Origin of the sequence: Rothia sp. HMSC036D11 (genome assembly GCF_001814205.1) — a bacterium.
Lineage (GTDB): Bacteria > Actinomycetota > Actinomycetes > Actinomycetales > Micrococcaceae > Rothia > Rothia dentocariosa.
This window is the reverse complement of record NZ_KV815316.1, coordinates 103,203-127,931: the sequence shown is the minus strand read 5'-3', so window position 1 is coordinate 127,931 and position 24,729 is coordinate 103,203. Positions and strand designations below refer to the sequence as shown.

Annotated in this window: 17 protein-coding genes; 9 read left to right on the top strand and 8 right to left on the bottom strand. The window is 53.7% G+C overall.

Annotated elements, in window-relative coordinates; all coding sequences use genetic code 11:
* Nucleotides 1-15: 15 nt before the first annotated feature.
* Complete coding sequence (dnaE, locus tag HMPREF2958_RS10275) at nt 16-3,558, top strand: DNA polymerase III subunit alpha (RefSeq protein ID WP_013398849.1); 3,543 nt, start codon at nt 16-18, stop codon at nt 3,556-3,558.
* Between the two features lie 251 nt (nt 3,559-3,809).
* The gene (nrdR, locus tag HMPREF2958_RS10270) at nt 3,810-4,421 is read left to right on the top strand and encodes a transcriptional regulator NrdR (protein WP_070697908.1); all 612 of its coding nucleotides are present in this window, start codon (nt 3,810-3,812) and stop codon (nt 4,419-4,421) included.
* Nucleotides 4,422-4,532: 111 nt separating this feature from the next.
* On the opposite strand, the gene ppgK is transcribed toward nrdR, so the two are convergent.
* Together ppgK and map are read right to left on the bottom strand one after the other, a co-directional pair.
* Complete coding sequence (gene ppgK / locus HMPREF2958_RS10265; protein ID WP_172461400.1) at nt 4,533-5,324, bottom strand: polyphosphate--glucose phosphotransferase; 792 nt, start codon at nt 5,322-5,324, stop codon at nt 4,533-4,535.
* Nucleotides 5,325-5,447: 123 nt separating this feature from the next.
* The gene (gene map / locus HMPREF2958_RS10260; protein WP_048751947.1) at nt 5,448-6,344 is read right to left on the bottom strand and encodes a type I methionyl aminopeptidase; all 897 of its coding nucleotides are present in this window, start codon (nt 6,342-6,344) and stop codon (nt 5,448-5,450) included.
* A gap of 257 nt (nt 6,345-6,601) precedes the next feature.
* On the opposite strand from map, the gene HMPREF2958_RS10255 reads away from it, so the two are divergent.
* Nucleotides 6,602-6,796, top strand: a complete 195-nt coding sequence (locus HMPREF2958_RS10255; protein ID WP_004004406.1) for a hypothetical protein — start codon at nt 6,602-6,604, stop codon at nt 6,794-6,796.
* A 106-nt stretch (nt 6,797-6,902) separates the two neighbouring features.
* Here the strand turns inward: HMPREF2958_RS10255 and panB are convergent, their stop codons facing one another.
* The 3 genes from panB to HMPREF2958_RS10240 form a co-directional block, all read right to left on the bottom strand.
* The gene (panB, locus tag HMPREF2958_RS10250; protein ID WP_070697954.1) at nt 6,903-7,826 is read right to left on the bottom strand and encodes a 3-methyl-2-oxobutanoate hydroxymethyltransferase; all 924 of its coding nucleotides are present in this window, start codon (nt 7,824-7,826) and stop codon (nt 6,903-6,905) included.
* A 97-nt stretch (nt 7,827-7,923) separates the two neighbouring features.
* Complete coding sequence (locus HMPREF2958_RS10245; RefSeq protein ID WP_070697906.1) at nt 7,924-9,456, bottom strand: hypothetical protein; 1,533 nt, start codon at nt 9,454-9,456, stop codon at nt 7,924-7,926.
* Nucleotides 9,457-9,521: 65 nt separating this feature from the next.
* Entirely contained in the window at nt 9,522-11,174 is a 1,653-nt protein-coding gene (locus HMPREF2958_RS10240) for a hypothetical protein (RefSeq protein WP_070697905.1), read from the bottom strand.
* Between the two features lie 482 nt (nt 11,175-11,656).
* On the opposite strand from HMPREF2958_RS10240, the gene HMPREF2958_RS10235 reads away from it, so the two are divergent.
* From HMPREF2958_RS10235 to HMPREF2958_RS11275, 4 genes are all read left to right on the top strand, one after another.
* Nucleotides 11,657-12,997, top strand: coding sequence for a glutamine synthetase family protein (locus HMPREF2958_RS10235; RefSeq protein WP_004004410.1), 1,341 nt, complete (start codon nt 11,657-11,659; stop codon nt 12,995-12,997).
* Nucleotides 12,998-13,024: 27 nt separating this feature from the next.
* Nucleotides 13,025-16,414 carry a bifunctional [glutamine synthetase] adenylyltransferase/[glutamine synthetase]-adenylyl-L-tyrosine phosphorylase gene (locus tag HMPREF2958_RS10230; protein ID WP_070697904.1) on the top strand — a complete coding sequence of 1,130 codons (3,390 nt, stop codon included), beginning with the start codon at nt 13,025-13,027 and terminating at the stop codon, nt 16,412-16,414.
* Between the two features lie 110 nt (nt 16,415-16,524).
* The gene (locus HMPREF2958_RS10925; protein WP_141755811.1) at nt 16,525-17,490 is read left to right on the top strand and encodes a hypothetical protein; all 966 of its coding nucleotides are present in this window, start codon (nt 16,525-16,527) and stop codon (nt 17,488-17,490) included.
* A 177-nt stretch (nt 17,491-17,667) separates the two neighbouring features.
* A complete protein-coding gene (locus HMPREF2958_RS11275; RefSeq protein WP_371441430.1) occupies nt 17,668-17,835 on the top strand; it encodes a type II toxin-antitoxin system Phd/YefM family antitoxin in 168 nt (55 codons plus the stop codon).
* A 53-nt stretch (nt 17,836-17,888) separates the two neighbouring features.
* Here HMPREF2958_RS11275 and HMPREF2958_RS10225 read toward each other — a convergent pair whose 3' ends face one another.
* Nucleotides 17,889-18,527 carry a hypothetical protein gene (locus HMPREF2958_RS10225; RefSeq protein ID WP_070697903.1) on the bottom strand — a complete coding sequence of 213 codons (639 nt, stop codon included), beginning with the start codon at nt 18,525-18,527 and terminating at the stop codon, nt 17,889-17,891.
* Between the two features lie 119 nt (nt 18,528-18,646).
* The gene (locus HMPREF2958_RS10220; protein ID WP_070697902.1) at nt 18,647-19,276 is read right to left on the bottom strand and encodes a hypothetical protein; all 630 of its coding nucleotides are present in this window, start codon (nt 19,274-19,276) and stop codon (nt 18,647-18,649) included.
* Nucleotides 19,277-19,416: 140 nt separating this feature from the next.
* Between HMPREF2958_RS10220 and HMPREF2958_RS10215 the strand changes: the two genes are divergently transcribed.
* On the top strand, nt 19,417-19,671 hold the full coding sequence (locus HMPREF2958_RS10215; protein WP_070697901.1) for a type II toxin-antitoxin system Phd/YefM family antitoxin: 255 nt from the start codon (nt 19,417-19,419) through the stop codon (nt 19,669-19,671).
* Between the two features lie 2 nt (nt 19,672-19,673).
* Entirely contained in the window at nt 19,674-19,934 is a 261-nt protein-coding gene (locus HMPREF2958_RS10210) for a Txe/YoeB family addiction module toxin (protein ID WP_070697900.1), read from the top strand.
* Between the two features lie 89 nt (nt 19,935-20,023).
* Here the strand turns inward: HMPREF2958_RS10210 and hrpA are convergent, their stop codons facing one another.
* Nucleotides 20,024-24,463, bottom strand: a complete 4,440-nt coding sequence (hrpA, locus tag HMPREF2958_RS10205; RefSeq protein ID WP_070697899.1) for an ATP-dependent RNA helicase HrpA — start codon at nt 24,461-24,463, stop codon at nt 20,024-20,026.
* Nucleotides 24,464-24,729: the final 266 nt, after the last annotated feature.

The window sequence follows — 24,729 nt, the reverse complement described above, 5'->3', positions numbered from 1 at the left end:
TAACGAGGAGAAAACGTGGCTAAGAAGGGCTTCGCGCATCTGCACGTGCATACCGAATATTCCATGCTGGACGGCGCTGCCCGCCTAGGCGACCTCTTTCAATACGCACGGGAACTCGGAATGGACTCGATGGCCACCAGCGATCACGGGTTCCTTTTTGGTGCTTTCGACTTTTGGCGTCAAGCGAAGGCCAATGACATTAAACCCATTATCGGTGTGGAAGCGTACCTGACTCCCGGAACCCACCGTACCGACCGTTCACGTGTGCGCTGGGGCGATGGCTCTCGCGACGATGTTTCCGGTGGTGGTGCATACACCCACATGACTATGTGGGCGGAAACCACCGAGGGCATGCACAATCTTTTCCGCGCATCATCTGTCGCCTCACTGGAAGGTCAGCTGTACAAGCCGCGTATGGACCGCGAAGTACTGCAAACCTACTCTAAAGGGCTCATCGCCACGACCGGATGTCCTTCCGGAGAAATTCAGACTCGTCTGCGTTTGGGTCAGTACCAAGAGGCAGTCGCAGCGGCAGCAGAATTCCGTGACATTTTTGGCAAAGATAACTTCTATTGTGAGGTCATGGATCACGGGCTTGATATCGAGCGTAATGTGCAAGCAGATCTGCATCGTCTGGCCAAGGAACTCAACCTGCCGTTTGTCGCGACGAACGATCTGCACTACACTCGCCAAGAAGATCACACCGCGCACGCTGCACTTTTGTGCGTGCAGTCCGGTTCGACCCTGACCGACCCTAAACGCTTTAAATTCGACGCGGACAACTTCTACCTGCGCTCGCCGGAAGAGATGTATCAGATATTTGGCGATGTTCCGGGTGCCTGCGAAAACACTCTTGAAATCGCCGAACGATGCAACGTCGAGTTCAATACCAAAGCGAACTATATGCCAAACTTCCCTGTACCCGAGGGAGAGAACGAAGAATCCTGGTTCGTGAAGGAAGTTGAACGAGGACTGCACTACCGATTCCCCAATGGCGTGCCCGATAAGGTACGTGAACAAGCCGAATATGAGGTAGGCGTTATTACCTCCATGGGGTTCCCCGGATACTTCCTGGTGGTGGCTGACTTTATCAACTGGGCAAAGAACAACGGTATCCGTGTGGGCCCAGGGCGTGGCTCCGGCGCAGGCTCGATGGTCGCCTACGCCATGCGTATTACCGATCTGAACCCGCTCAATCACGACCTGATTTTTGAGCGCTTCCTCAATCCCGACCGCGTGTCAATGCCCGACTTCGACGTGGACTTTGACGATCGCCGCCGTGCCGAAGTGATCGACTATGTGACCGAGAAATATGGCGAGGACAAGGTTGCACAGATCGTCACCTTCGGAACTATTAAGGCGAAGCAGGCGCTCAAAGATGCTTCTCGCGTGATGGATCAGCCTTATTCGGTAGGTGAGCGCCTCACGAAGGCGATGCCGCCGGACGTTATGGGTAAGAACATTGCACTTGCCAATGTGTATAACCCCGAAGATAAGCGCTACTCCGAGGCGGGCGATCTGCGTGCACTTATCGAGGATCCGGTCGATAAGATTTACGGCGAAGTCTTCGAGACCGCAAAAGGTCTGGAAGGTCTGAAACGTCAGTGGGGCGTGCACGCCGCGGGCGTTATCATGTCGAGTAAAAACCTGACTGACGTGATTCCTGTGATGCGCCGCGAGGCTGATGGACAGGTTATTACCCAGTTTGATTACCCCACCTGTGAAGGTCTGGGTCTTATCAAAATGGACTTCTTGGGTCTTCGCAACTTGACGATTATTTCTGATGCGCTAGATAACGTCAAGATGAACCGCGGCATAGAGATAGACCTTGAAAACCTAGAGGTTGATGACAAAGAGTCCTACCGCCTACTGGCGCGTGGTGACACCCTAGGTGTATTCCAGCTCGATGGCGGTCCAATGCGCAGCCTGCTTAAACTCATGGAGCCCGAAGAGTTCGAGCATATTTCCGCTGTGCTTGCCCTGTACCGCCCTGGACCTATGGGCGCGAACTCGCATACGAACTATGCCCTTCGTAAGAACGGTAAGCAAGAGATTCAGCCGATTCACCCCGAGCTTGAAGAGCCTCTTGCCGAGATTCTTGATACTACCTATGGTCTGATCGTATATCAGGAGCAGGTGATGGCGATCGCCCAGAAGGTTGCAAATTATACGCTGGGTGAAGCGGATCTGCTGCGTCGCGCGATGGGTAAGAAGAAGAAAGCTGAGCTGGATAAACAATATGAGGCTTTCCACGATGGCATGATTTCTAACGGGTACTCGGAGGGCGCAGTTAAGGCCCTGTGGGATATTCTGCTTCCGTTTTCCGATTACGCATTCAACAAAGCCCATACTGCGGCATACGGTTTGGTATCGTACTGGACCGCCTATTTGAAGGCGCATTATCCGCAGGAATATATGGCGGCTCTGCTAACGAGTGTGGGCGATAACAAGGATAAGCTGGCTCTGTACCTCAACGAATGCCGTGCCATGGGTATTACCGTGCTGCCCCCGGATGTGAACGAATCCACCCTGACCTTTGCGCCTGTGGGGAAGGATATCCGTTTCGGTATGGGCGCTATTCGTAACGTGGGCGCAAACGTGGTCGACGGTATGATTGCAGCCCGCGAAGAGAAGGGGCACTTCGAGTCTTTCAACGACTTCCTGAAGAAAGTGCCGCTGGTTGTGTGCAATAAACGCACCATAGAATCGCTGATTAAAGCAGGTGCTTTCGACGAGTTGAAACATACTCGCCGTTCGCTTTCGCTGGTACACGAGTCGGCAGTAGACGCGGCGGTCTCCGTGAAACGCAAAGAGGCAGCAGGTCAGTTTGACCTCTTCGGATCCCTGGGTATGGATGATGCACTCGGTGACGATCTTTCGGTGACAGTTCCAGATATTCCCGACTGGGAACGCCGCGAGAAACTGAATTTCGAACGTGAAATGCTGGGTCTGTACGTTTCCGATCATCCACTGCGCGGTCTGGAACGTGCGCTTTCGGACGCGGCAACCGCATCCGTGCACGATATTATCGACGAGGACTCGCATATTCGCGACGGCGAAGTGGTAACGATCGCGGGCATGCTCACGAGTGTTTCGCGGCGTATTGCCAAGTCAAGTGGTAATCAGTATGCCTCGGTAGAGCTTGAGGACTCATCGGGCGCTACCCTGACCGTCATGTTCTTTTCCCGTGCATATGAGACGATGGGCAACGCCCTGGCAGATGACCTGATTTGTTCTATTAAGGGTCGTATTCAGCGGCGTGATGACGGCAGCGTGAATATGAGCGCCCAGGAAATGCAGATTCTTGAACTGAGCGATGATGGTCGCGGCGCCCCGATTACGATTTCGGTGCCCGAGTACCACGTGACGGAGGACCGTCTCAAGGAACTGAAGGACGTTCTGCGTGATCATCGCGGGAATGTGGATGTTCGAATGCTCCTGCGCACTCGCGATAAAGAACAGCTGGTCCTTCTGGATTCGAGTGTGCGAGTCGATCCCAATCCCAGCCTCTTTGGTGAGATTAAGACGATTTTCGGTCCCAGCTGCATTCGCCGGTAGGGGAGAAGCCCTCAATATCTAGCGGTATGGGTAAGGCTTATTCAGGAGGGGTAATTCCCCTGGATAATCCTTACCGAACCGTTAGGTCAGCTCTTCAGAGATCTACACGGCGGGCTAAAACTGGGTGTTAAACCATCGTGGGCGTGGCTAGGATGGACATAAGCCTCTGACGGTTCTCTTGACGGCATCTGTAAAATAGGAATGATGATGCTCGACGCGGGTGCTGCACAGTGCCCACCTGAGGAGACACCATGTATTGCCCGTACTGCAAGCACACAGACTCTCGCGTAGTAGATTCGCGAACCACCGACGACGGCGCGGCTATCCGCCGCCGCCGCCAATGTACCGCGTGCAGTCGGCGTTTTACAACCGTCGAAACAACCACTATCTCCGTCATTAAACGCTCCGGCGTGACCGAGCCATTCGACCGTTCTAAGATTGCTGCCGGTGTGCGCAAAGCCTGCCAGGGGCGTCCAGTGGGCGAAGACGATTTGGCAAAACTCGCCCAAGAAGTCGAAGAACTTATTCGGGCCCGCGGACTCGCCGAAATTAACGCGCACGAAGTGGGACTTACCATCCTTGAACCGCTCTCCAAACTGGATGCGGTAGCCTACCTGCGCTTTGCCAGCGTTTACCAAGCGTTCGAGAACCTTGAAGACTTTGAATCTGCGATCGCTCTTCTGCGTGAGGACCGCGTGGGAGATGCCGAGCCTCCAGAGGACGCGGTAGCCTCTTCGGATAAAACTTCCCAAGACAAACGAAATAAAGACGCGAAGCCTGCGAAGAAAAATACCACCAAAACTACCAAGGCTCGCTCTGGGAAATCAAACGAGAGTAACCCGCTTCAGGGTACATTCCTCTAAAACTTCAACAGCTACTCCTCGCGAGCAGATAGTATTTTGACGAGCAGATAGCAATCAGCTATCTGCTCGTCAAAATACTATCTGCTCGCGCTTTATGAAGTTTTACAGGCTTTAGAGTTCGCCGCGCCGCTGACGTTCGGAAGGCATTCCGCCAGCCCAAAGCGCAGCGCCCACAATGCCTGCATTATTGCGCAGAGTCGCCATCACCATAGGGGTGCGAATCTCGTCCTCGAAGTAGGGCATAAATTTCTCGGGGTTCTTTGAGATGCCTCCGCCAATAATGAAAAGGTCGGGGGAGAACAACGCTTCAACATGCTGGAAATACCGGCGCAGACGCTTTTTAGCGTACTTCTTCCACGAAAGATCATGAACTTCGCGTGCTCGCGCGGATGCGCGGGATTCCGCATCGTACCCGTCAATTTCAAGGTGTCCGAGTTCGGTGTTCGGCACCAAAACCCCGTTGTTAATCAGGGCGGAACCAATACCGGTTCCTAAAGTGATAACGGCGATGAGCCCCGTCTTGTCTCGTCCTTGCCCGTAGGTGGCTTCGGCAAGACCGGCGGCATCAGCATCATTAATGCCGTAAACAGTCCTTGAATCCAGGGCGTCACTGATGAGCTGCTCAAGGTTAGTGTTAATCCAGGCGGGATCAACATTTGCAGCTGAGAAAACCACACCATTCTTCACGACGGCGGGGAAATCAACGCCGATAGCAGAATAAGGCTCTGGCGCTATCTCACGTGATTGAAGCTCATCAACAATCTGGCGTGCCACCTGTGCGATAGCCTGTGGGGTTGCTGGTTGCGGGGTGGGAATACGAAAACGCTCGGATACCAGATTACCGGTTCGCAGATCGACGATACCGCCTTTCATACCGGTACCGCCAATATCAATACCGATCATCAGATCTTTGGGAGTGGGCGCCGGAACATCGACGTATTCTACCGAGCCTTCGACCGGAGGAATTGCAGCAGTAGTCTCGTTCATAGGTCTCTCTTTCGTCGTGTCTGTGTTATTGGGAGGAAACTAAGGCAGGGTGAGAACATCCACGCCGTCTGCTGTGACAACCATGGTGTGCTCAAATTGGGCGGTACGTTTGCGATCACGGGTGACCACAGTCCAATCATCATCCCACAGATCCCATTCGATCGTGCCGAGGGTCAGCATGGGCTCGATGGTGAAGATCATGCCCTCTTTGATCTCCATATCATAGGCGGGAGCTGCATCGTAGTGAGGAATAATAAGGCCCGAGTGGAATTCGCGCCCCACGCCGTGCCCGGTATAGTCACGCACTACACCGTATCCAAAACGCGCCGCGTATTTTTCAATCACGCGACCGATAACGTTGATTTGACGGCCTGGTTTAACCGCCTTCATCGCGCGGTTGAGGGCTTCTTCAGTACGTTCTACCAGCAGACGGGATTCTTCATCGACATTACCCACCAGCAAAGTTTTATTGGTGTCGCCGTGCATTCCATCAAGGTATGCGGTGACGTCAAGGTTTAGGATGTCGCCGTCCTCAAGTACCGTGGAGTCGGGAATGCCGTGACAGATTACCTCGTTCAGCGAGGTGCATACCGATTTCGGGTAGCCGCGATAATCCACGGTGGAGGGGTAAGCGCCGTGATCGCAAATATACTCGTGGATCAGCACATCGATCTGATCGGTTGTCGTGCCCGGGACGGCAATCTTTGCCGCCTCCACAATAGCGCCTGCAGCAACCTTACCCGCTGCACGTACTCTCTCAACCTCTTCAGGGGTGTACATATTTGAATCGTTGCCCTCATTGGGGGTTTTCTTACCCACGTATTCGGGGCGAACAATATCTGCCGGTACAGTGCGCATGGGGGTAACAACTCCGGGGGTCAGGCACCCTATGGGTGCGGCACCCGGTTCTGCGGGAAGATTATGAGAAGTATCCATAAAATTATCTTACCGGCAGAACACAGGTGTATCGCTAGGTACCCCATACAAAACCCGAACCTTTTTCCATATACGCAGAATATTTTTCATCATGCGCGCACAAGCTCTAAAACGGCTATAGAGTAGTCCACGAAAAATAGTGAAAAACGGTACATGAGGATGTAAAAGATGTGTAAATACGTTACTGTAAAGGACATAGAAAACCCGCATAGTTTTCTGCCACCAAAGCACAAGCGTGGGCATGCTGAAGGAGAATAATGAGCATTACCGAAGACATCACCCCCGGTCCGCACCCGGTGCAGTACTGGTACAACACCTTTACTGGGCAGGTAGAAGAAGGGCAGCAGAGTAAGATTACCCACCTGTGGGGTCCTTATGCGACACGCGAAGAGGCCGAAAAAGCCATGGAGACGGCACAGAAGCGTAATGAAGAATGGGATAACCAGGACTAGCTGATTTCCGCGCAAATCTTAAGAGCCAGACTCACCGCGTGTGAGGCTGGCTCTTGTGCTTTGTAGATTTTCCACTGCTCCCTAAGACGGTTTTTCTGAGGAGATCCTACTCGAAAGTGTGCTCGTGTGCGGGGAATTCGCCCGAACGCACCTCGGCGCGGTAGGCACGTGCCGCGTCCTCAAGAAGCGAACCGATCTGCGCGAATTGTTTGACAAACTTGGGGAGTTTACCCTCGCGCATTCCCATAGCGTCTTGCCAGACGAGAACCTGGCCGGTAGTGACGTTACTTGCGCCGATACCGATAGTAGGGACTGCGCCCACCGCCTGATCAACGCGGCGCGCGGTCTCTGTAGTCACCATTTCGAGAAGCACGCAGAATGCGCCAGCTTCGGCGAGAGCGCGTGCATCCGCAACAACGGCATCGCTTTTTTCGCCGCGGCCCTGCACCCGGAAACCGCCGAGAGCATGCTCCGACTGCGGGGTGAAACCGACGTGTGCTACAACTGGAATACCTGCACGAACTATGGCGCGAACCCACTCGGTCATAGCGGCGTTAGCCTCGATTTTGATAGCGTGTGCCCCGCCTTCTTTCATGAGGCGCGCCGCCGATGCGACCGCTTGTGCGGGAGACTGCTCGTAACTGCCGAAGGGGAGATCGGCGACCACCATAGCGCGGGATGCGCCGCGTGCTACCGAGGCTACGAGCGGAATCATCTCGTCAAGAGTAACGGTGAGGGTGGACTCATATCCGTAGACGACATTAGCGGCGGAGTCACCGATAAGAAGCATATCGATTCCCGCGCGGTCAAAAATCTGGGCTGTTAAGAAGTCATAGCAGGTGAGCATTGAGAACTTTTCGCCCGCAGCTTTGGCTTGTGCGAGGTGGAGGGTACGCACTTTTTTCACCGCTTCAAGGCTGAAAGGCTTATCCCCGGTTCCTGTGGGTGCGGCGCTCGTCGCGTTGTGCGGGTGCTGTGTAGATGTGGCAGACGCGGATGGTGCGTAAGGGGCGTTTTCGTTCTCGCTCATGGGGTCTATTTTATCGTGGTTGCTCCGGCATTGCTGGGGAGCGGTTCGCTGATAGATAACGCCTGATGCTATGGCGGCCAAAACACCCATCATCTGGTTAGTACAGGGCACGTAATGGAGAGTAATTACCTCTGACCAGGGATTTTCGCCAGCCCCAGCGCCAACCGTGACGTTCTGCGTGGAAGAGGAAAACGGTATCCTGTGTGAGAGCAGGGGGCCAGTACACGAGTGGGTCGGTACCGGAGTCTCGTTTCTCAGCGGCGAGCGCATCGCATTGGAATTGTTCAAGACAGTGTTGTGCTTGGGCTTGCAGTTCGGCTGAAGACCGGGTCAGAGCCTCCGTTACAGTCGAGAGAATTTCTTCATGCGTAAAGGCTGAGAATTTTTCGTGATATTCAGTGCGGGCGCGATGGTGCAGCGCAGATGCGGATTTCATGAGGCGTTCACACTCGCGGACCATCTGGCTAAGCGACATCATCTCGTAGAGTTGGGGTACCTGAACATGTGCCTGAGAGAGGGCGGCGCGAAGCTCTGGGCTTATAGGCAGAAGGTGACCGAGTGTGTACACGTTGGTGCGGGCTAGATTAGCAGAGATAAGTGTTTCGGTAGTGGTGCTCAGGAGGGCTCGCGCATCGTTTTTAGTGTCTGCGGAAAATGCGTATCCGAGAGCTTTGACAATATCGAGAGTAAGCTGTGTTGCCTGTACTAGCACGGTGATGGGGTCTTGTGATGGCACCGCCGATTGTAGCTCGGTGAGCCTTGCACGATATTCGGTAAGTGTCTGAAAATGCTCTGATGCGTGGTCAGTATCAATCTGCTGAAGCAGACGCTCAAGGGTTTTCAGCGTTGGGCTCAGCTGTGATTGTGCGGAGTCGAATGCATCCATGAGCAGAGTGAGGTGTCGATAAATCGTCTGGGCACCTTGGAGATATCGGTCATGGTGTGTATTCTCGTGTAGCGTTTGGGCTAGGCGAAGGTGCCTATGTAGTACATCAAATGGGAATGAGACGATGGCTGGATAGCGTGTCTCAAGATCGTGAATTTGGCGCGATAAAGCCTGTTGGTGCTCCCGAGCACGGTCGACGATATGCGCGAGTTTTTCATCGTTGAGATAACTCTCGGGAACGGGTAAATAGGCGATGCTCAAGAGTACTCCGAAGGAACAGCTGAGAGACTGCGCTACGGCGGTTTTGAGGGCTTGATCGTCTCTGTGCACCGTAGTCGCGAAAGCATAATATACAGAGTGCATATTCTGGATGAAACTATCGGTATCTTCCAGATAGTCACGACTGACGGCTTTGCTGACTCGAACTTGGGCTATCTGCGCCCGTTCTCGTAGCAGCTGAAAATATTGGGCGGCGTATACAGCTTCGCGGTACCAGGCGGTGCATCTGTGCATGAGTTCCGCCTGCGATAGCTCGAAAATTGAGGGGTGAGCGTTGGCAGGGGCGAACCCTTGGGGAGAGAGTGCTACTGCCGAGAGCGCATACGGATCGGCCACGATAAACTCGGGCTCATAGACTCCATTGGGTAAAGGACAGGGCTCTTTGAAAGAAGAGATATAAGAAATAAGCCAGATGATACTGAACATAACGAGCATGAAGGCGCCGCTGAAAATAAGATACTCCACAATTATTCCTTCCTGGTTTTACGAAGGGCAGCTTCGCCACTTTATACGACGTGATGAACCGAGTATCAGACTTTCAGATAGTCCGGTCGTGGGTAGCCTGGCTCCTCCCACCCCTTGTGCCAGGGTACAAAAAAGTCATCCTTATACAGGGAATAATAAAACCAACTAGGGTTTTGCAGCATCCAGTAATGATATTCCTCTGAATCGGGCTGCAGTCTGCTGCGCTTATCGCGTTCGAGCATACGCTGGCATTCGTCATATGCCGCATACATTTCGGTGTCAGAGACAAGAAGCTCGTAGCTTAGCGCAGTCACAAACCGTTTTTGGCTTGGGGAATCTGGTGTCATATCGGGAAAGTAGAGGTCATATGTTTGCAGCATTTCCTCTCGTGTATGCCGTAATTGTTTTACCAGGTTTACCAGGTACTCTAAAGAACCCGATAGATCATCTTCACCCTCCAGAAGTATTTGGCAAGCATACTGATTCAGCATAGGCGTGCAGAGCTCATGTGCGTTCAGGGGAGCGTATTCTCCAGCGAGAAGGAGCTTCGTGTAACCGTATTCGCGGCGTATCTGCGTTATGCATAGGCGTTGAATAAGGCGCTCGCAGCGTGTATAAGATTCTTCTGAAAGTACCGGCTTCAACTCGGCAAGAAGATCTATGAAAAAGCTCGTTATGCGGTCTCGAAGCCCTTGACTTTGTGACAGATCAGCGTGTGCCTTGCCGGTTGTCGCTAGGAGTTCTTCGAGCTGTTCGGCACGGTGGCTAACAATTTGCCGATAAAAACGGTTGCGGCGTTCTTCGGCTCCGTGCTTCGCTGCTTCAAGAAGTTCAACGGCAGCCTGTGTTTCGGGGGCGGCACGGCAGTACTCCCTGTATGTGTCAAGGGCTTCTTGCAGCGCCGTCAATATAGTCCTAACGCCGCATATTGCACGCTGAATTTCGTGGTGCAGGTAAGTGCGTGCTGCATCCCCTCGAATATGCGGATGTTCGGCGAGTTTATGCTGCGCTGCCTCTAGAACCTGTGTTGCGGCGGCAAGCACCGCACAAGCAATCTGTTGGGGAAAATCACTGTTCTTATGCTGCGATAGTGTGGTGGAAAGATGCTGTTCGGTTTCATTACGGATGCCGTAAAGTTCTTGTACCTTAGCTTCTTGCCCTTTAAAGATTTTTGCGGATATATTTCGCGGTTCTTTCCAATCTCCAAGTATCAAACCTGTCTGACGTATAACACCCCGAGAGTATCCGAGAGCGTCGGTACTCGCCTGACGGAGTTTCTGCGGTTGAGGGGATTTAGCCTCTAGTGCGCGTTCGTACCTGTTTAAGGCCGTGTAGGCTCGCAGAAGGTCAACACGGACAGCTTCAGAGTAGGCATCGTCCAACGCGGGTTTTTTGAGGGTATCAGGGCGGATAGCGATATTGAGGTAAATACGATGCGCCCACCGTACGTACAGTTCATGCCGGTCGCGCAGTTGGCGAGGCGATAGAGCCCAGGTAATTTCGTCGAGTTTAAACGGGTTTTTGGGAGTCTCTGGAATCGGGGTGGGGTTTCGGTTGCGGAACTTGTCTATAACCCACAGGATTGGCGTGAGGGGTATAGCAAGAAGGGCGCATACGATAAATCCAGCGAAAATGAGAGCGGGAATTCCTAAAACGATAAAACATACGATGTACATGAACGCTATAGCTATCATTCTGCATATTTCTGCAATGCTCATGTGTATTTCCTCTGGAATGTATTCAGTGATTTCGTGGTTGGGCTGTACACAAAATTTTGAAGTGATGGGAGTCACCCAGCAACTTCTATCTTAGATGACTCGCCGGGCAGTCCAGCGTCCGTTAGCGTGAATTGAACATGAATTTTGAGGGAATAAACTACTGTGTGCATATGAAGCGGGCTTTTTGGTTGGGAACGAGAGAGAGGTCTACTTTCTCAGCCAAAAGCCCGCCTCTTGTGGTTCAGTTTTCAAAGGTGGGTAAAACGCGGAACATACAACAACTGAGCTACACCCGCCTACCTGACCCACAGAATTTACATAAACGAAACCTGAACATCGGGCGTTTGAGGGAAGAAACCGATAGTCTAGAAAGAGACATAAAACCGTGCCAGCGCACTCGCGTCTTGCGGCACCAACATATGCGTGAGCACGGCATCACTCACCGCCGAGTCAGCTACCGCCCGGAATACAGGGAGATATCTATGGACCGTCAACAGGAATTTGTACTGCGCACCATCGAAGAGCGCGACATTCGCTTTATTCGGCTGTGGTTTACCGACGTGGTGGGAACCCTCAAATCCGTAGCATTAGCCCCTGCTGAGGTTGAAAGCGCCTTCGAGGAAGGGCTCGGCTTTGACGGTTCCTCTATTGAGGGTCTTTCGCGCGTGTACGAATCCGATATGCTGCTTCAACCCGATCCCTCCACATTCCAGATATTGCCTTGGCGCGGGATTGAAGACCATACCTCCCGCATGTTCTGCGATATTCTTACACCTGATGGTGAGGCGAGCGCATCCGACACTCGCGGCGTACTCAAGCGAACCCTCAATAAAGCGGCTGAAATGGGATTCACGTGCTACACCTCGCCCGAAATTGAGTTTTATCTGCTCAAATCTGCTCAGCTGGGTGATGACGGTTTTCCGGTACCGGTAGACTATGAATCCTATTTTGATCACACACCCGGCGGGATTGTGCAGGATTTCCGTCGCAAAGCAGTGACCATGCTTGAAGAGGTTGGTATCTCGGTGGAGTTCAGCCACCATGAAACTGGTCCCGGACAGAACGAGATCGACCTGCGCCACGCTGATGCCCTGCAGACCGCCGATAATGTGATGACGTTCCGTACCGTTATCAAAGAGGTTGCGTACACGCGGGATCTTTACGCAACGTTTATGCCTAAGCCTTTCACCAAATATGCTGGCAGCGGTATGCACACCCATTTCTCGCTTTTCGAGGGCGATACCAACGCGTTCTTCGAGGCCGGGGCTGAGTATCGTCTCTCAAAGACGGCGCGGCACTTTATTGCCGGGGTGCTCAAGCATGCCCCGGAGTTTACCTCGGTCACCAATCAGTTCATCAATTCATACAAGCGGCTGTGGGGCGGCGGGGAAGCACCCAGTTACGTTTCATGGGGGCACAATAACAGGTCGGCGCTGGTGCGTGTACCGCTCTATAAACCGAATAAGATGCAGGCGGCGCGTATCGAATACCGCGGGCTTGATTCGGCCTCGAACCCTTACCTGGCATATGCGGTAATTCTTGCCGCAGGGCTCAAAGGTATTGAGCACGAGTATGAGCTCATGCCTGCCGTGACTGAAGACCTTGCCGCCATGACAACCGCAGAACGCCGCGCTATGGGCTACAACCCGCTGCCTGCTTCTCTGCGTGAGGCTATTAACCGTACCGAGGATTCCGAGTTCATGGCAGAGGCTCTGGGGGAGCAGGTTTTCGAACAATTCTTACGCAATAAGCGTGCCGATTGGGAACAATACCAGGCGCAGGTCACTCCGTATGAGCTCAAGCATAATCTGGGTATTCTCTAGCGGATAGGCGAGTTTCGGGAGGGGACCATGCCAGAGCAGCAACCTACTGAAGGAACAGAGGCGGTACCGGCGGATGCGGAACGTCAAGAACGCGCACGCAGGCGCAAGCGCATGGTTGCCGCCGGTTTCTATGATGCCGCAAAGAGCGAGCGCTGGCTTGATTCCCCCGAACTCGCCCAGGTTAATACGGATGCCCTCTTTGCCGGGCTGCGCTGGTCACCCTCGCCGGATATCGCATTACCTTCGCTGGTGAGGCTTATCGAAAAGCACCCCGCAACGGCGGAGCGCGCGAACCGCGGGGATGCCGAATTTAGCATGTTCCGGCTTTTGGGCTCTTCGCAAGCGCTGGGCGATTTTCTGTACCGCAACCCGCATTTAATCGACCATGTTCTCGACAGCCACGGACTAGACTCTGAACCCGAGCTTATCGCCACTCAAGAGCCTAGCACCGTTCAGGCGGAGGATATTGAGCCGCAGATAGACCCGCACGATGTTGAAGAAACCCCGCATATTCGCGGGTACAGCGGTACTGCCGGGGGTAAAAAGCTCGACGATATTGATGAGCCTACGGCCCCGCTGGCAACCGCATACCGTACGGAGCTGTTGGAAGCGGTGGGTGCAAACCCCGACGATGAGCGGCCGCGCGCATCACGTGAGATGACGAGTAAAGACGGGTATACAGCGTTGCGTGTGGCGTACCGTGCCGCACTCACGAAAATTGCGCTTGTTGATGTGTGTTCGCCCGATCCTGTGGAACTTATGCCCACGGTTGGGCGGCATCTTGCTGATCTTGCCGCCGCTGCGCTGGAAGGAGCGCTCGCGATAGCCCGCACCGAGGTTGCCGAGGGACTGGGCGGTGGACTGTGCGCGGCACCCGCGCGGGGCGCATCCGTAGATGCCCTGGATTTGGCGATTATCGGTATGGGCAAATGCGGGGCGCGCGAGCTGAACTATATTTCTGATGTAGACGTGGTGTATGTGATAGCACCCGTTCCCGCCAGTGAACTGCCCGAGGGAGTAGAACCCCTTACCGAGCAGGACTGTGCCCAGATCGGTACTGAGCTGGTGCACGCGCTGACGAAGGCGATCATGGCGCCTGCCTCCGAACCGCCGCTGTGGGAGGTAGACGCGAACCTGCGCCCCGAAGGCAAGGACGGGCCGCTAGTGCGCACCGTCGAATCCTATGTGCGGTACTACAAGCGTTGGGCTGAGAACTGGGAGTTTCAGGCGCTTTTGAAAGCCCGACCAATCGCTGGGTCTGCGCATTTGGGTGAAAAATATGCGCGCGCAATCGAGCCGTTCGTGTGGGAGTCAGCCGCTCGGGATTCCTTCGTGGAATCTGTGCAGGCTATGCGCGCCCGCGTGACCGATAATATTCCTGCCGCCCAGCTGGAACGTCAAATAAAGCTCGGCCCCGGCGGTCTGCGCGATGTCGAGTTCACAGTTCAGCTTTTGCAGCTGGTGCACGGGCGCACCGACCCCGCCGTGCGCACCAAATCTACTCTGGATTCGCTCGCTGCACTCACCCGTGCCAGTTACATTAGCCGTTCCGACACCGAAGCTTTCTCACGCGACTACAAGAAGCTGCGTCTGCTGGAGCACCGCATTCAGCTTATGCACCTGCGACGTACCCACCTGATGCCCGACCGCGCCGGGGAACAGCGTGCCCTCGCCCGCTCCCTGGTGCCCGCCGAACGTATGGGGACGCTCTCGACCGAGCAGATGCTCAAAGCATGGCAGAAACTCAAACGCAATGTGCGTTCCCTGCACGAACGTATTTTCTTCCGTCCGCTGCTGGCCGCGGTTTCAACGCTGAGCCGCGACGAGGTAGCGCTTTCTGACCAGGCGGCACAGGACCGTCTGGCTGCGCTCGGCTACCGCGACCCGCGCGGAGCCATGCGGCATATCGAAGCACTTACCAACGGAGTCAGCCGCCGCGCTGAGATTCAACGGCATCTGATGCCCGTGCTCTTGGGCTGGTTTGCGGAGGGCGTGGATGCAGACGCCGGGCTGCTGGGGTTCCGCCTGGTCTCAGAGTCTTTGGGCACCACGAGCTGGTACCTGCGTATGCTTCGCGATTCGCCCGCCGCGGCGGAGCGGCTGTGCCATATACTCTCAAGCTCGCGGTATATTACCGACCTGCTGGAAGACGCGCCCACCTCCATCACCTGGCTTGATAAGGTTGCCGACCTGCAGCCGCTGAGCGCGGGCGCTCTCAAGGCCGAAATTACCTCGCTCCTGTCACGACACGAGGACTCTGCGGACGCTATGCGCGCGGTACGGTACCTGCGCCGCCGCGAGATTTTGCGCATTGCGATGGGGGACGCCCTGAACCTGCTGAGCGTGCAGCAGGTGTGCACCGGGCTGGCGACCGTGGACGAGTGTACCATCGGTGCGGCGCTCGCCCTGGCGGAACGCGAAGAGATCAACGCAGGGGAGCGTGACGAGAAAACCGTGCCTCAGAAGAATGACGCACCGCAGCGCGATTCTCAAGAGGCAACGGGGAAGAAGAGCCCCGAAGACGAGCAGTGGAACCCGCTGCTGACCGAGATCACAGTAATTGCGATGGGTCGTCTGGGCGGCGCAGAGAACGGCTTCGGTTCGGATGCAGACGTGATGTTTGTACACCGCCCCGTGGAGGGAATCGATGAGAAAGAAGCCCAGGCGCAGGCAAACCGCATTGTGAACCGGCTGATGCAGCTGATTAAACAGCCGGTACGCCCTGCGATTCGTGCTGAACGCCCGCTTGAGGTAGACGCGGATCTGCGCCCGGAAGGTAAGCAGGGTGCGCTGGTACGCTCGCTGGATTCGTACCGCGCTTACTATGAGCGCTGGGCAGAGACATGGGAGTTTCAGGCGCTCTTGCGGGCTCGCCCGATCGCCGGTTCTGAGGACTTGGGGCGTGCGTTTGTTGAGCTGATTGACCCGTACCGGTATCCGCGTGAGTTCACGGTGGAACAGGCGCAGCAGGTGCGGCGCATGAAGGCGCGCGTGGAGCATGAGCGCATGCCGCACGGGGCAGACCGCACCCGGCAGCTGAAACTGGGGCGTGGCGGGCTCTCTGATGTGGAGTGGCTGGTTCAGCTGATTCAGCTGCAGCATGCCCATGAGGTGGAGGGGCTGCGTACTACCTCAACCCTGGAGGCACTGGATGCCGCCGTGCAGGCTAACCTGGTGGCTGCCGAAGACGCCGAGGTTCTGCGGGATGCGTGGCTGCTGGCGACCAAGATTCGCGGCGGCAATGTGCTGCGTGGCGTGCGTCAATCCGATCTGCTGCCCACCCTGCGCGATGCCCTGGAGGCGGTAGCCCGCTGGAGCGGCTACACCCCAGGCAGCGCCCGCCAGCTGGAAGAAGATTATTTAAGGGCTACCCGAAATGCTAGGAAAGTTTATGAGAGGCTTTTCTTTGAGGGGTAATTATTTGATATATAGAATGTATCCGTAAGATTACTTGATTAATATCTCAATATGTGGTTAATATATGATTTAGCTAGAAAATGATACATAACCATAGAAAAGGTGTTGTAATGTCCTCGTTATGGAGGCAGAGTCGGTCTCTAAAAAATGAGTCAAAACTATCTTCAGCCACCATAAATAAGTCTAAAGAACCTAAAGGTCCTGTCGGTATTTTTTTTGACTTCATAAAGCAGTGGTGGATTTTTATTACAATTGGGTCATATTTATTTATGGTTTCCGTTTTGGTTTATGCTTATACAGACATATTTTCAGGAGATATCGTTAATGCTACTGACTATGTTCAGTACTACGTTATAAATAATTCCTACCGTGTGATTCTATTCTTAGTTATTACTATAATACCGATCTCGCTATTTTTCTATCCCTGGTTTTCCCTGAGCTATATGGTTTATAAAGAACCCAAAAGCGAAAATAAGAACAAATTTGAAAAATTCTATAAATTAATAAATATGTATATTAAATCTTTTGGACCTATTTGGGTGATATCTATAGTACTTGCAATTCTCTATTATATATTATCATTATCTTCATATTCAACTAAATATCGAAATGGGAACCAAATACTTAGCTCGGATATTGAAAAAAATATGTCTTACATAGTCATTTTTATGGTGATAATATTCTTCCTTTCTTTAATGATTTTCGGATGTATGTATTTAACTCTTTCAGATTTATCAAATGGAATTATTTTTATAACAAGTTTCTTTTCAATATTATTATATATTGGTTCTATATTCCTTGTATTTAGAATGGTTATTTTTAGTTATAGTGGTGTTTCCTGTGTTGTAGATTCGTACAATTCTAAAAATAGTGGACGTACTTCATTGCCCGTATCTTACGATACAAGAGGAGTTCATGTTTTTACAGGGAACTATGATCCTGGTACTGGAAAATGGATAAACGTACACCGTGAATACTTGCAATTTGAGAAAGGTTATAAAGTTACCTCCGGTGTTTGTGAATCTAGTTCTAATGCGTCTTCAATATCTCCTCCGCAGGGGCAACAAATTCCGTAGTAAACAGGTCGTTAGATATTCATCTTTAAGAACTATTCTTACCCCCAATAGCGAGACGTCACCCTATGGAAACTTTTTCCTATAACGGTTCCGCCGAGCAGTTTACCGAAGTTATCGACTACGTCGAAGCGCATCCGTGAGGAAGCCATAATTACCCATGCTGGGCACAAACCCACTGTGGTTTTGCCTCTCTCCGAGCATGAATCACTCCGAGAAACTATGTACCTGGTGAGTTCTCCAGTAAACACTCGTCACCTTATGGATTCTATAGCCCATCTTAAGCAGCATATTCATAAAACGGGAGCGGTTTCTTTATCCAAAAGCGGTTCAAATGCTTTCGGATAAAGAAACCGCTCCCGGAATGGGCGACGACTCTATGTATATGTCCCTGCTGAACATTATGCCTGTTGACCGCTTAGATTTTGACCAACTGGGTTCTCCATAAGATATTGCGGAGCGGCTGCCAATGAGGCTTCCTGCACTAAAACCTGTTGATCCTCGGGGCTCGTTGGGGAAGGCCAGCGACCATTAATCTGACGAAATACCAGCGCACACATAACCCGTTCACCTCGCAGATACCGGGACGTAAATGCAATCTTACGCTTATCTGCTGTTTTGAGAACCAGCCATCCACCAGGGTGCCCTGAGCTATACGCATACGAATCAATCTCGTGAAAGGGGATGCGGGTAACTTTGCCATACCATGTGCACTGCTCTATGTAATCTACGCCGGTTTCAACATACTGACGTTGGCCCATGAGAATTGCCCAGACGCCAAACACTAAGCAGATTCCAATAACCCCAAACGCCATATATGGAGGCATTGGATTACTGCCCGAGATCAATGCTGGGGTGATAAGGGTAAAGAGCACTCCCACAGCAACAAGGAAGTAACCACAAAATCTATACCAACCGGGCAGCTTTGCCCTGATCGTCCCATCGGGTTGAGGCTTTACCTGTGCGGCATGTTTTCTATAGAAGTAGCCGCTAACCGCACCGATACACACCAGAAGAATCGCAGTAATAATAAAAGTCATATATCCATAATACGTGTTCAAAAACTGAGGAAGGGGAGACCAGATACGTGCGGGACCGATCTTAGAGCAAGGTTTTCTTGCCCACCTCCGAGTCTCTTGACGTTGTAGGCACTAATCCGTCACCTCCGCAAGCCCCGAGCTTTCGGAGTCTTCGCAAGGTACTGCTGAGCGGCTCTCAGGGATGATTCCTCTCCCAAGATTCGTTGTTCCTCCTGGTTGTATGGGGAGGGCCAGCGGCCATTAATCTGGCGAAACGCCAACGCAGTAATCACCCGTTCACCCCGTAGAAAACGAGAGTTAAACGCTATCCTGCGTCTATCCGCCGTCTTAAGAACCAGCCAACCGCCAAGGCCCGCTGGACTATACGAGTACGAGTCAATCTCATGGAAGGGAATTCGGGTCACTTTGCCGTACCAAGCGCGGCGTTCGATATAGTCCACGCCGGTTTCAATGTATTGGCGCTGACCCATAAGAATCGTCACGATACCAAGACCGAAGGTCATAGCGGGAAAGCCAATCGCCATGTTTAGGGGCATAGGATTGCTGCCTGAACTTAAAATAAGTGAAGCAAAGGCTAAGAAGACTCCTGCTGCAATGAGAAAATAACCAAACGCGATGTACCAGCCGGGCAGCTTCGCTCGGACGGTTCCATCAGGCTGAGGTTTTATCCGCGCGGCATGTTGTCTATAAAAATAGCTGCTTCCCGCACTAATACCTATCAGAAGAACCAACGTAGCGATAAAACTCATACCATCATCATACGTGTTCAAAACTTTCGGACTGGCGCAGAAATAACTGGAGAAACCAGTCTAAATGTATGGTAACCGAGCTTTATTGCTTTCCTGTCAAGCCCTCTGTACATTATACTGTACATAGAAAGAAGGTGTTTATGAAAACCATGTCTTACACCGAGTCTCGGGCTCGGTATGCTGAAGTACTTGACCACGTTGAAGACCACCGTGAAGAAATTGTTATTACTCGATCGGGGCACGAGCCAGCAGTTATCCTCTCCTTGTCTGAATATGAATCTCTTCAAGAGACTGCCTACCTTATGCGCTCCCCGGCTAATGCACGTCGTCTTATGGAAGCTATCTCTCGTCTTGAAGCTGGTCTTGGGTCTGAGCATCAGCTGGTTGAGGAATAGCCGTGAGAATTATTTTTGACGATTCAGCTTGGGACGATTATCTCTGGTGGCAGATGCAAGATCGGAAGGTTCTCAAGCGCATTAATCTACTGATCAAAGATGTTGAGCGAAATGGTAATGAAGGTATAGGGAAGCCTGAAGCTCTCAGACATCAATTTTCAGGCTGGTGGTCACGCAGAATTACTGATGAACACCGTCTCGTATACAAGCTTACTGATGACTCTATTGCCATAGCTTCATGCCGATATCACTATGGCGCGTAGAAGGGTTGGGTGTTGCCACAAGATTCAGAATCTTGTGGCAACACCCAACCCTTCGAGGAACGAAAACCTAGATAGAGCTCGCCGAAAACCTACCTTTTCACTTGCTCCAGCGCCTCGCGTTGCGCCTTGGTGATGCGCTTCTCAGAGACCGTGTACGCCGTGCCGAGTTCCTGGGCGAAGAAGCTCACGCGCAGCTCCTCAAGCATCCAGTTCACGCGGGCGAGCGCATCGGGAATAAGAGTCCCCTCGGGGAGTGACTTGACGGCGGAATCGTAGGAGTCTTCCAAATCCTGCACCGTGAGCATGAGCTGATTATCTCGGTTCAGGTTCGGCCCCAGCTTCGTCAAGCGTATCTGCGCGGCTTTCAGATAGCGCGGCAGGTGAACCAGCTGATCGTACCCGGTACTTGCCACGAATCCGGGGTACACCAGATTATCGAGCTGCCCCTTCACATCTGAGACGGCGTGCATGGTGCTCAGCGAGGTTGCCTTCTTAATGGCTTTGCGCAGCGCCGCCGCCTCTGAGAGGATTTCGGCAACCAGCTTGGTGACATCAAAGACGGTATCGATCAGCTCGGCGCGCACATGCTCGAACAGCTCACGGTACTCGACGCGCGTGAACACGGGCTTATGCGGAACAAGCTTGTCGAGTGCGGCAACCGTGCAGTCCCGAATCAGCTCGTCAATCGAGCCGTGCGGGTTCTGTGTGAACACAATCTTCTCTTTATTCGACAGGTGATCGCCCACGTACCGCTCAGGTGAGGGTACCTGCAGCTGCAGAAGACGAATAATACCGCGCCGCTGCGAATGTACCTGCTCGGCCTCGGTGGGGAAAATACGGATACCCACACTCGTTTTTTCGTCCACCAGCGCCGGGTATCCACTGACCGCCTGGGTAGCAATAATGCGCTGTACCTTGCGTGGAATCTCCTCGCCAGGAAAGTCGGTCAGACCCGTGGTCTCACGGATAGAATCTTGAGAATCTGCGCCCTGAGTGGCGGTTTTCCCGGGTTTTGCGCCCGATCCTGCGCTGTTTTTCTTCACGCCCTGCTGCGCCGAACCGGTTCGCGATGAGGCTCCCTGAGCGGAGTTCCCGCCTGCGAGCGCCGCCATCTTCGCCACCGTATCTTCAGAAGCGCCCAGCGAATCTGCTAGGGCTGAGCGAATCTGCGCATGGAGTTTTTGCTGCAGCTCACGAATATCTTTGCCTTCGCCCAGAATCTTATTGCGGGCATCGCGCACCTGGAACGTGAACTTCAGATGATCCGGCACGGAGTCCCAGTCGAAGGCATCCGGCTCAACCACCACACCGCGCAGACGGCGCAGCACCAGCGCGAACGATGGCAGAAGCTCGTCAGTCGCGGGGGAGTAGTCCGCCTCTAAAGACTCCAGCGCCATGCGTGCAACATCCGGGGCGGGCACAAAATTACGGCGAATCGCCTTCGGCAGCGACTTAATGAGCGCCGTTAAAAGTTCATGGCGCATCCCCGGAATCTGCCAGCGGAACGGCTCGGGGGTCAGCTGGTTCAAGAACAGAACCGGTACCTGAACCGCCACGCCGTCGCGTTTTGCCGCATCCGTGCGGGCACCGCCCAACCCTGCACCCGGGGCGTATTCGTACCGCAAATCCAGGGTAAGTTCACCGCCGTCGGTACGCTGCACCCACTGGCGCGAGAACTGCGAATCGTCATAATCGGCGGCATCCTCATTAATAAGGTTTTCCGGGTTGAAATCGAGCAGGTTATCGTTTTCTAAACGCGCGTGCTTCCACCATTTATCGAAGGACCAAACGTCCGTCACATGCTCGGGGATGCGCGCATTATAGAACTCGAAAAGCACGGCATCATCCACCCGCAGATCGCGGCGGCGCAGGCGGGCCTCAAGCTCCTCAACCTCAGCCAGGGCACGCAGGTTGCGCTTGTAGAACTTGTGCTGGGTGCGCCAGTCGCCCTCCACCAGGGCGGAACGAATAAAAATCTCACGTGCAGCGGCGACATCTACCCGGGAATACTGCACTGGGCGGTCGGCATAAATCGTCAGCCCGTACAGGGTACCTTTCGTATACGCCACGGCGGCACCTCGGCTTGCCGACCAATGCGGCTCGGAATACTGCTTCTTCAGCAGGTGCCCGCCCACTTCTTCAACCCATTGCGGCTCAATCGCGGCGTTTGTGCGTGCCCACAGCCGGGAAGTCTCTACAAGCTCGGCAGAAAGCACCCAGTCAGGGTTCTGTTTGAAAAGCCCGGAACCTGGGAAGATAGCGAATTTTGTGCCGCGTGCCCCCAGATATTCGCGCGGACCACGCGGGGCTTTGCCGTAGGTTTTCTCACGCTCCTCCTTAGCGCCCACATGCGAGAGCAGACCCGAAAGCAGGCTCTTATGAATCTCAACCTCACGCCCCGAAGCGTCAATATCGCGCCCGTTCGACACGCGGATATTCGCGGTGCGCCCCATCTCGCGCAGCTGGGCGAAAAGATCCTGCCACTCACGAATACGCAGAAAGTTAATAAACTCGCGGTGGCACATCTTTCGCAGCTGTGAAGAGGAAAGCTCAGCCTGGCGCTCATTAATGTACTGCCACAGCAGCAGGAACGACGAAAAATCAGATTTATCGTCCGTGAAACGGGCATGCATCTCATCGGCGGTGCCACGCACCTCAGCCGGGCGTTCCCGCGGATCCTGAATCGTCAAAGCGGCGGCAAGCACCATCATCTCTTTAGCACAGTCACGGCGCGAACCCTCAATAATCATGCGCGCCAAGCGCGGATCAACCGGGAACGCACTCATTGCACGCCCCGTAGCAGTCAGTGTCGAGGCAGCACGATGATGCTTCCCCCTCTTATCCGTGCGCGCCGGTTTTTCAGAAAGCGCCCCAAGCTCACGCAGCAGATTCACGCCGTCATTAATCGCGCGTGATGCGGGCGGCTGCACAAACGGGAAACGCGCAATATCGCCGGGCTCACGCACCACGCCGATCGCAATCATCTGCAAAATAACGGCCGCCAGGTTCGTGCGCAGAATCTCCGGGTCGGTAAACTCGCTGCGCGACGCGAAATCCTCCTCAGAATACAGCCGAATCGCAATACCATCGCTCACACGACCGCACCGCCCCGAGCGCTGGTTCGCGCTCGCCTGAGAAATCCGCTCGATCGGCAGACGCTGCACCTTCGTACGCGCCGAATACCGCGAAATGCGGGCGGTACCGGTATCGATCACATACTTGATACCCGGCACCGTCAGCGAAGTTTCCGCAACATTCGTCGCCAGTACGATGCGCGGCCGACTCCCCGGCGTAAACACGCGGTGCTGTTCCGCGAGAGACAGACGCGCGTACAGCGGCAGAACCTCATAGTTCATACGTGGGGACTTGGCGACCAAAGATTCCAAAGCATCGTGAGCATCACGAATTTCGCGCTCGCCCGAGAAGAAAATCAGGATATCGCCGGGTGCTTCCTTCGATAACTCCTCAACGGCGGCCAGGATTCCATCGGTTGGGTCACGGTCTTCGTCGCCTTCATCTTCATCAGCGTAGCCGTCCCCATCGAGCGGTCGGTAGCGAATCTCCACCGGATAGGTGCGCCCCGAAACCTCAATAATCGGGGGAGCGTCATCGGGAAGAATCTGCTCGGCAATCTCACGTTCCTCATCGCTAAGAGAATCGTCTACCACACCCTTACCGGGCACGAAACTCGGCGCGAAATGCCGCGCGAACCGTTCAGGGTCAATGGTTGCGGAGGTAATAATGACCTTCAAATCCGGGCGCTTCGGCAGAATCCGCTTCAGATACCCCAAAATAAAATCAATATTTAGGCTGCGCTCATGTGCCTCGTCAATAATGAGCGTGGAGTACTTGCGCAGCAACTTATCGTGCTGAATTTCGGCGAGCAGAATACCGTCCGTCATGAGTTTGATGGCGCTATTCTCGCCCACTTCAGAGGTGAAACGCACCTGGTAACCCACGGTCTCACCAATTTTCTGTCCCAGTTCTTCGGCGATGCGCTCCGCCACCGAACGCGCGGCAAGGCGGCGCGGCTGGGTGTGCCCAATCATGCCTTTTTCAGCAAGACCGAGTTCCAAGCACATCTTGGGCAACTGTGTGGTCTTACCCGAGCCGGTCTCGCCAGCAACAATGATGACCTGATGATCACGAATGGCCGACTTAATGTCTTCGCGGCGCTCGCTGACGGGCAGTTCTTCGGGATAGGTAATAACCGCAGGAATTAGCGGGTTGTAGGGACGCTGTTCGGGCCGGTCCCGGTGGTTCTTACGGTGCGCGCGTTTTTGCGGATTTTTGGAGTGTGAAGCGTTATTTTTACGCAAGGAATTCTTGTGGGCATTACGCCGTTTCGAGCTTGGCTCTGCCGTGGAGGTATCGTCGGGCTTCTCACCGGATATTTGGGATGTGCGCGCGGGCTTTTGAGGTGCGCGCATCGGCGCCACATGAATGGCAGCCGCCATGCTTGCCATACTGGGTGCGGTTCGAGCGGTCTTAGGAGTATCTGTGTGTTCGGTGGGTTTCTGCTCAGACATATTGTTACTAGTTTACTCTTCTGTATTTGGTGCCCAAGAAAGCCGTTTTTTCGGCGAAGTCTTGTGTAATCTTGGAGCAGATACTAATAATCTCAAACGCAAAGGCAGGTCATGAAAATAACACTGCGGGCTTGGCGGGAAGATGATGCCTCAATACTCTATGACATATACCGTGCAACGCCCGATCTCGTATACCAGATGCCAGCTCTCGGTAATGTAGAAGATGCGCGAACTCTCATCTGCGAAGAGCTTCTTCCATCTTCTGA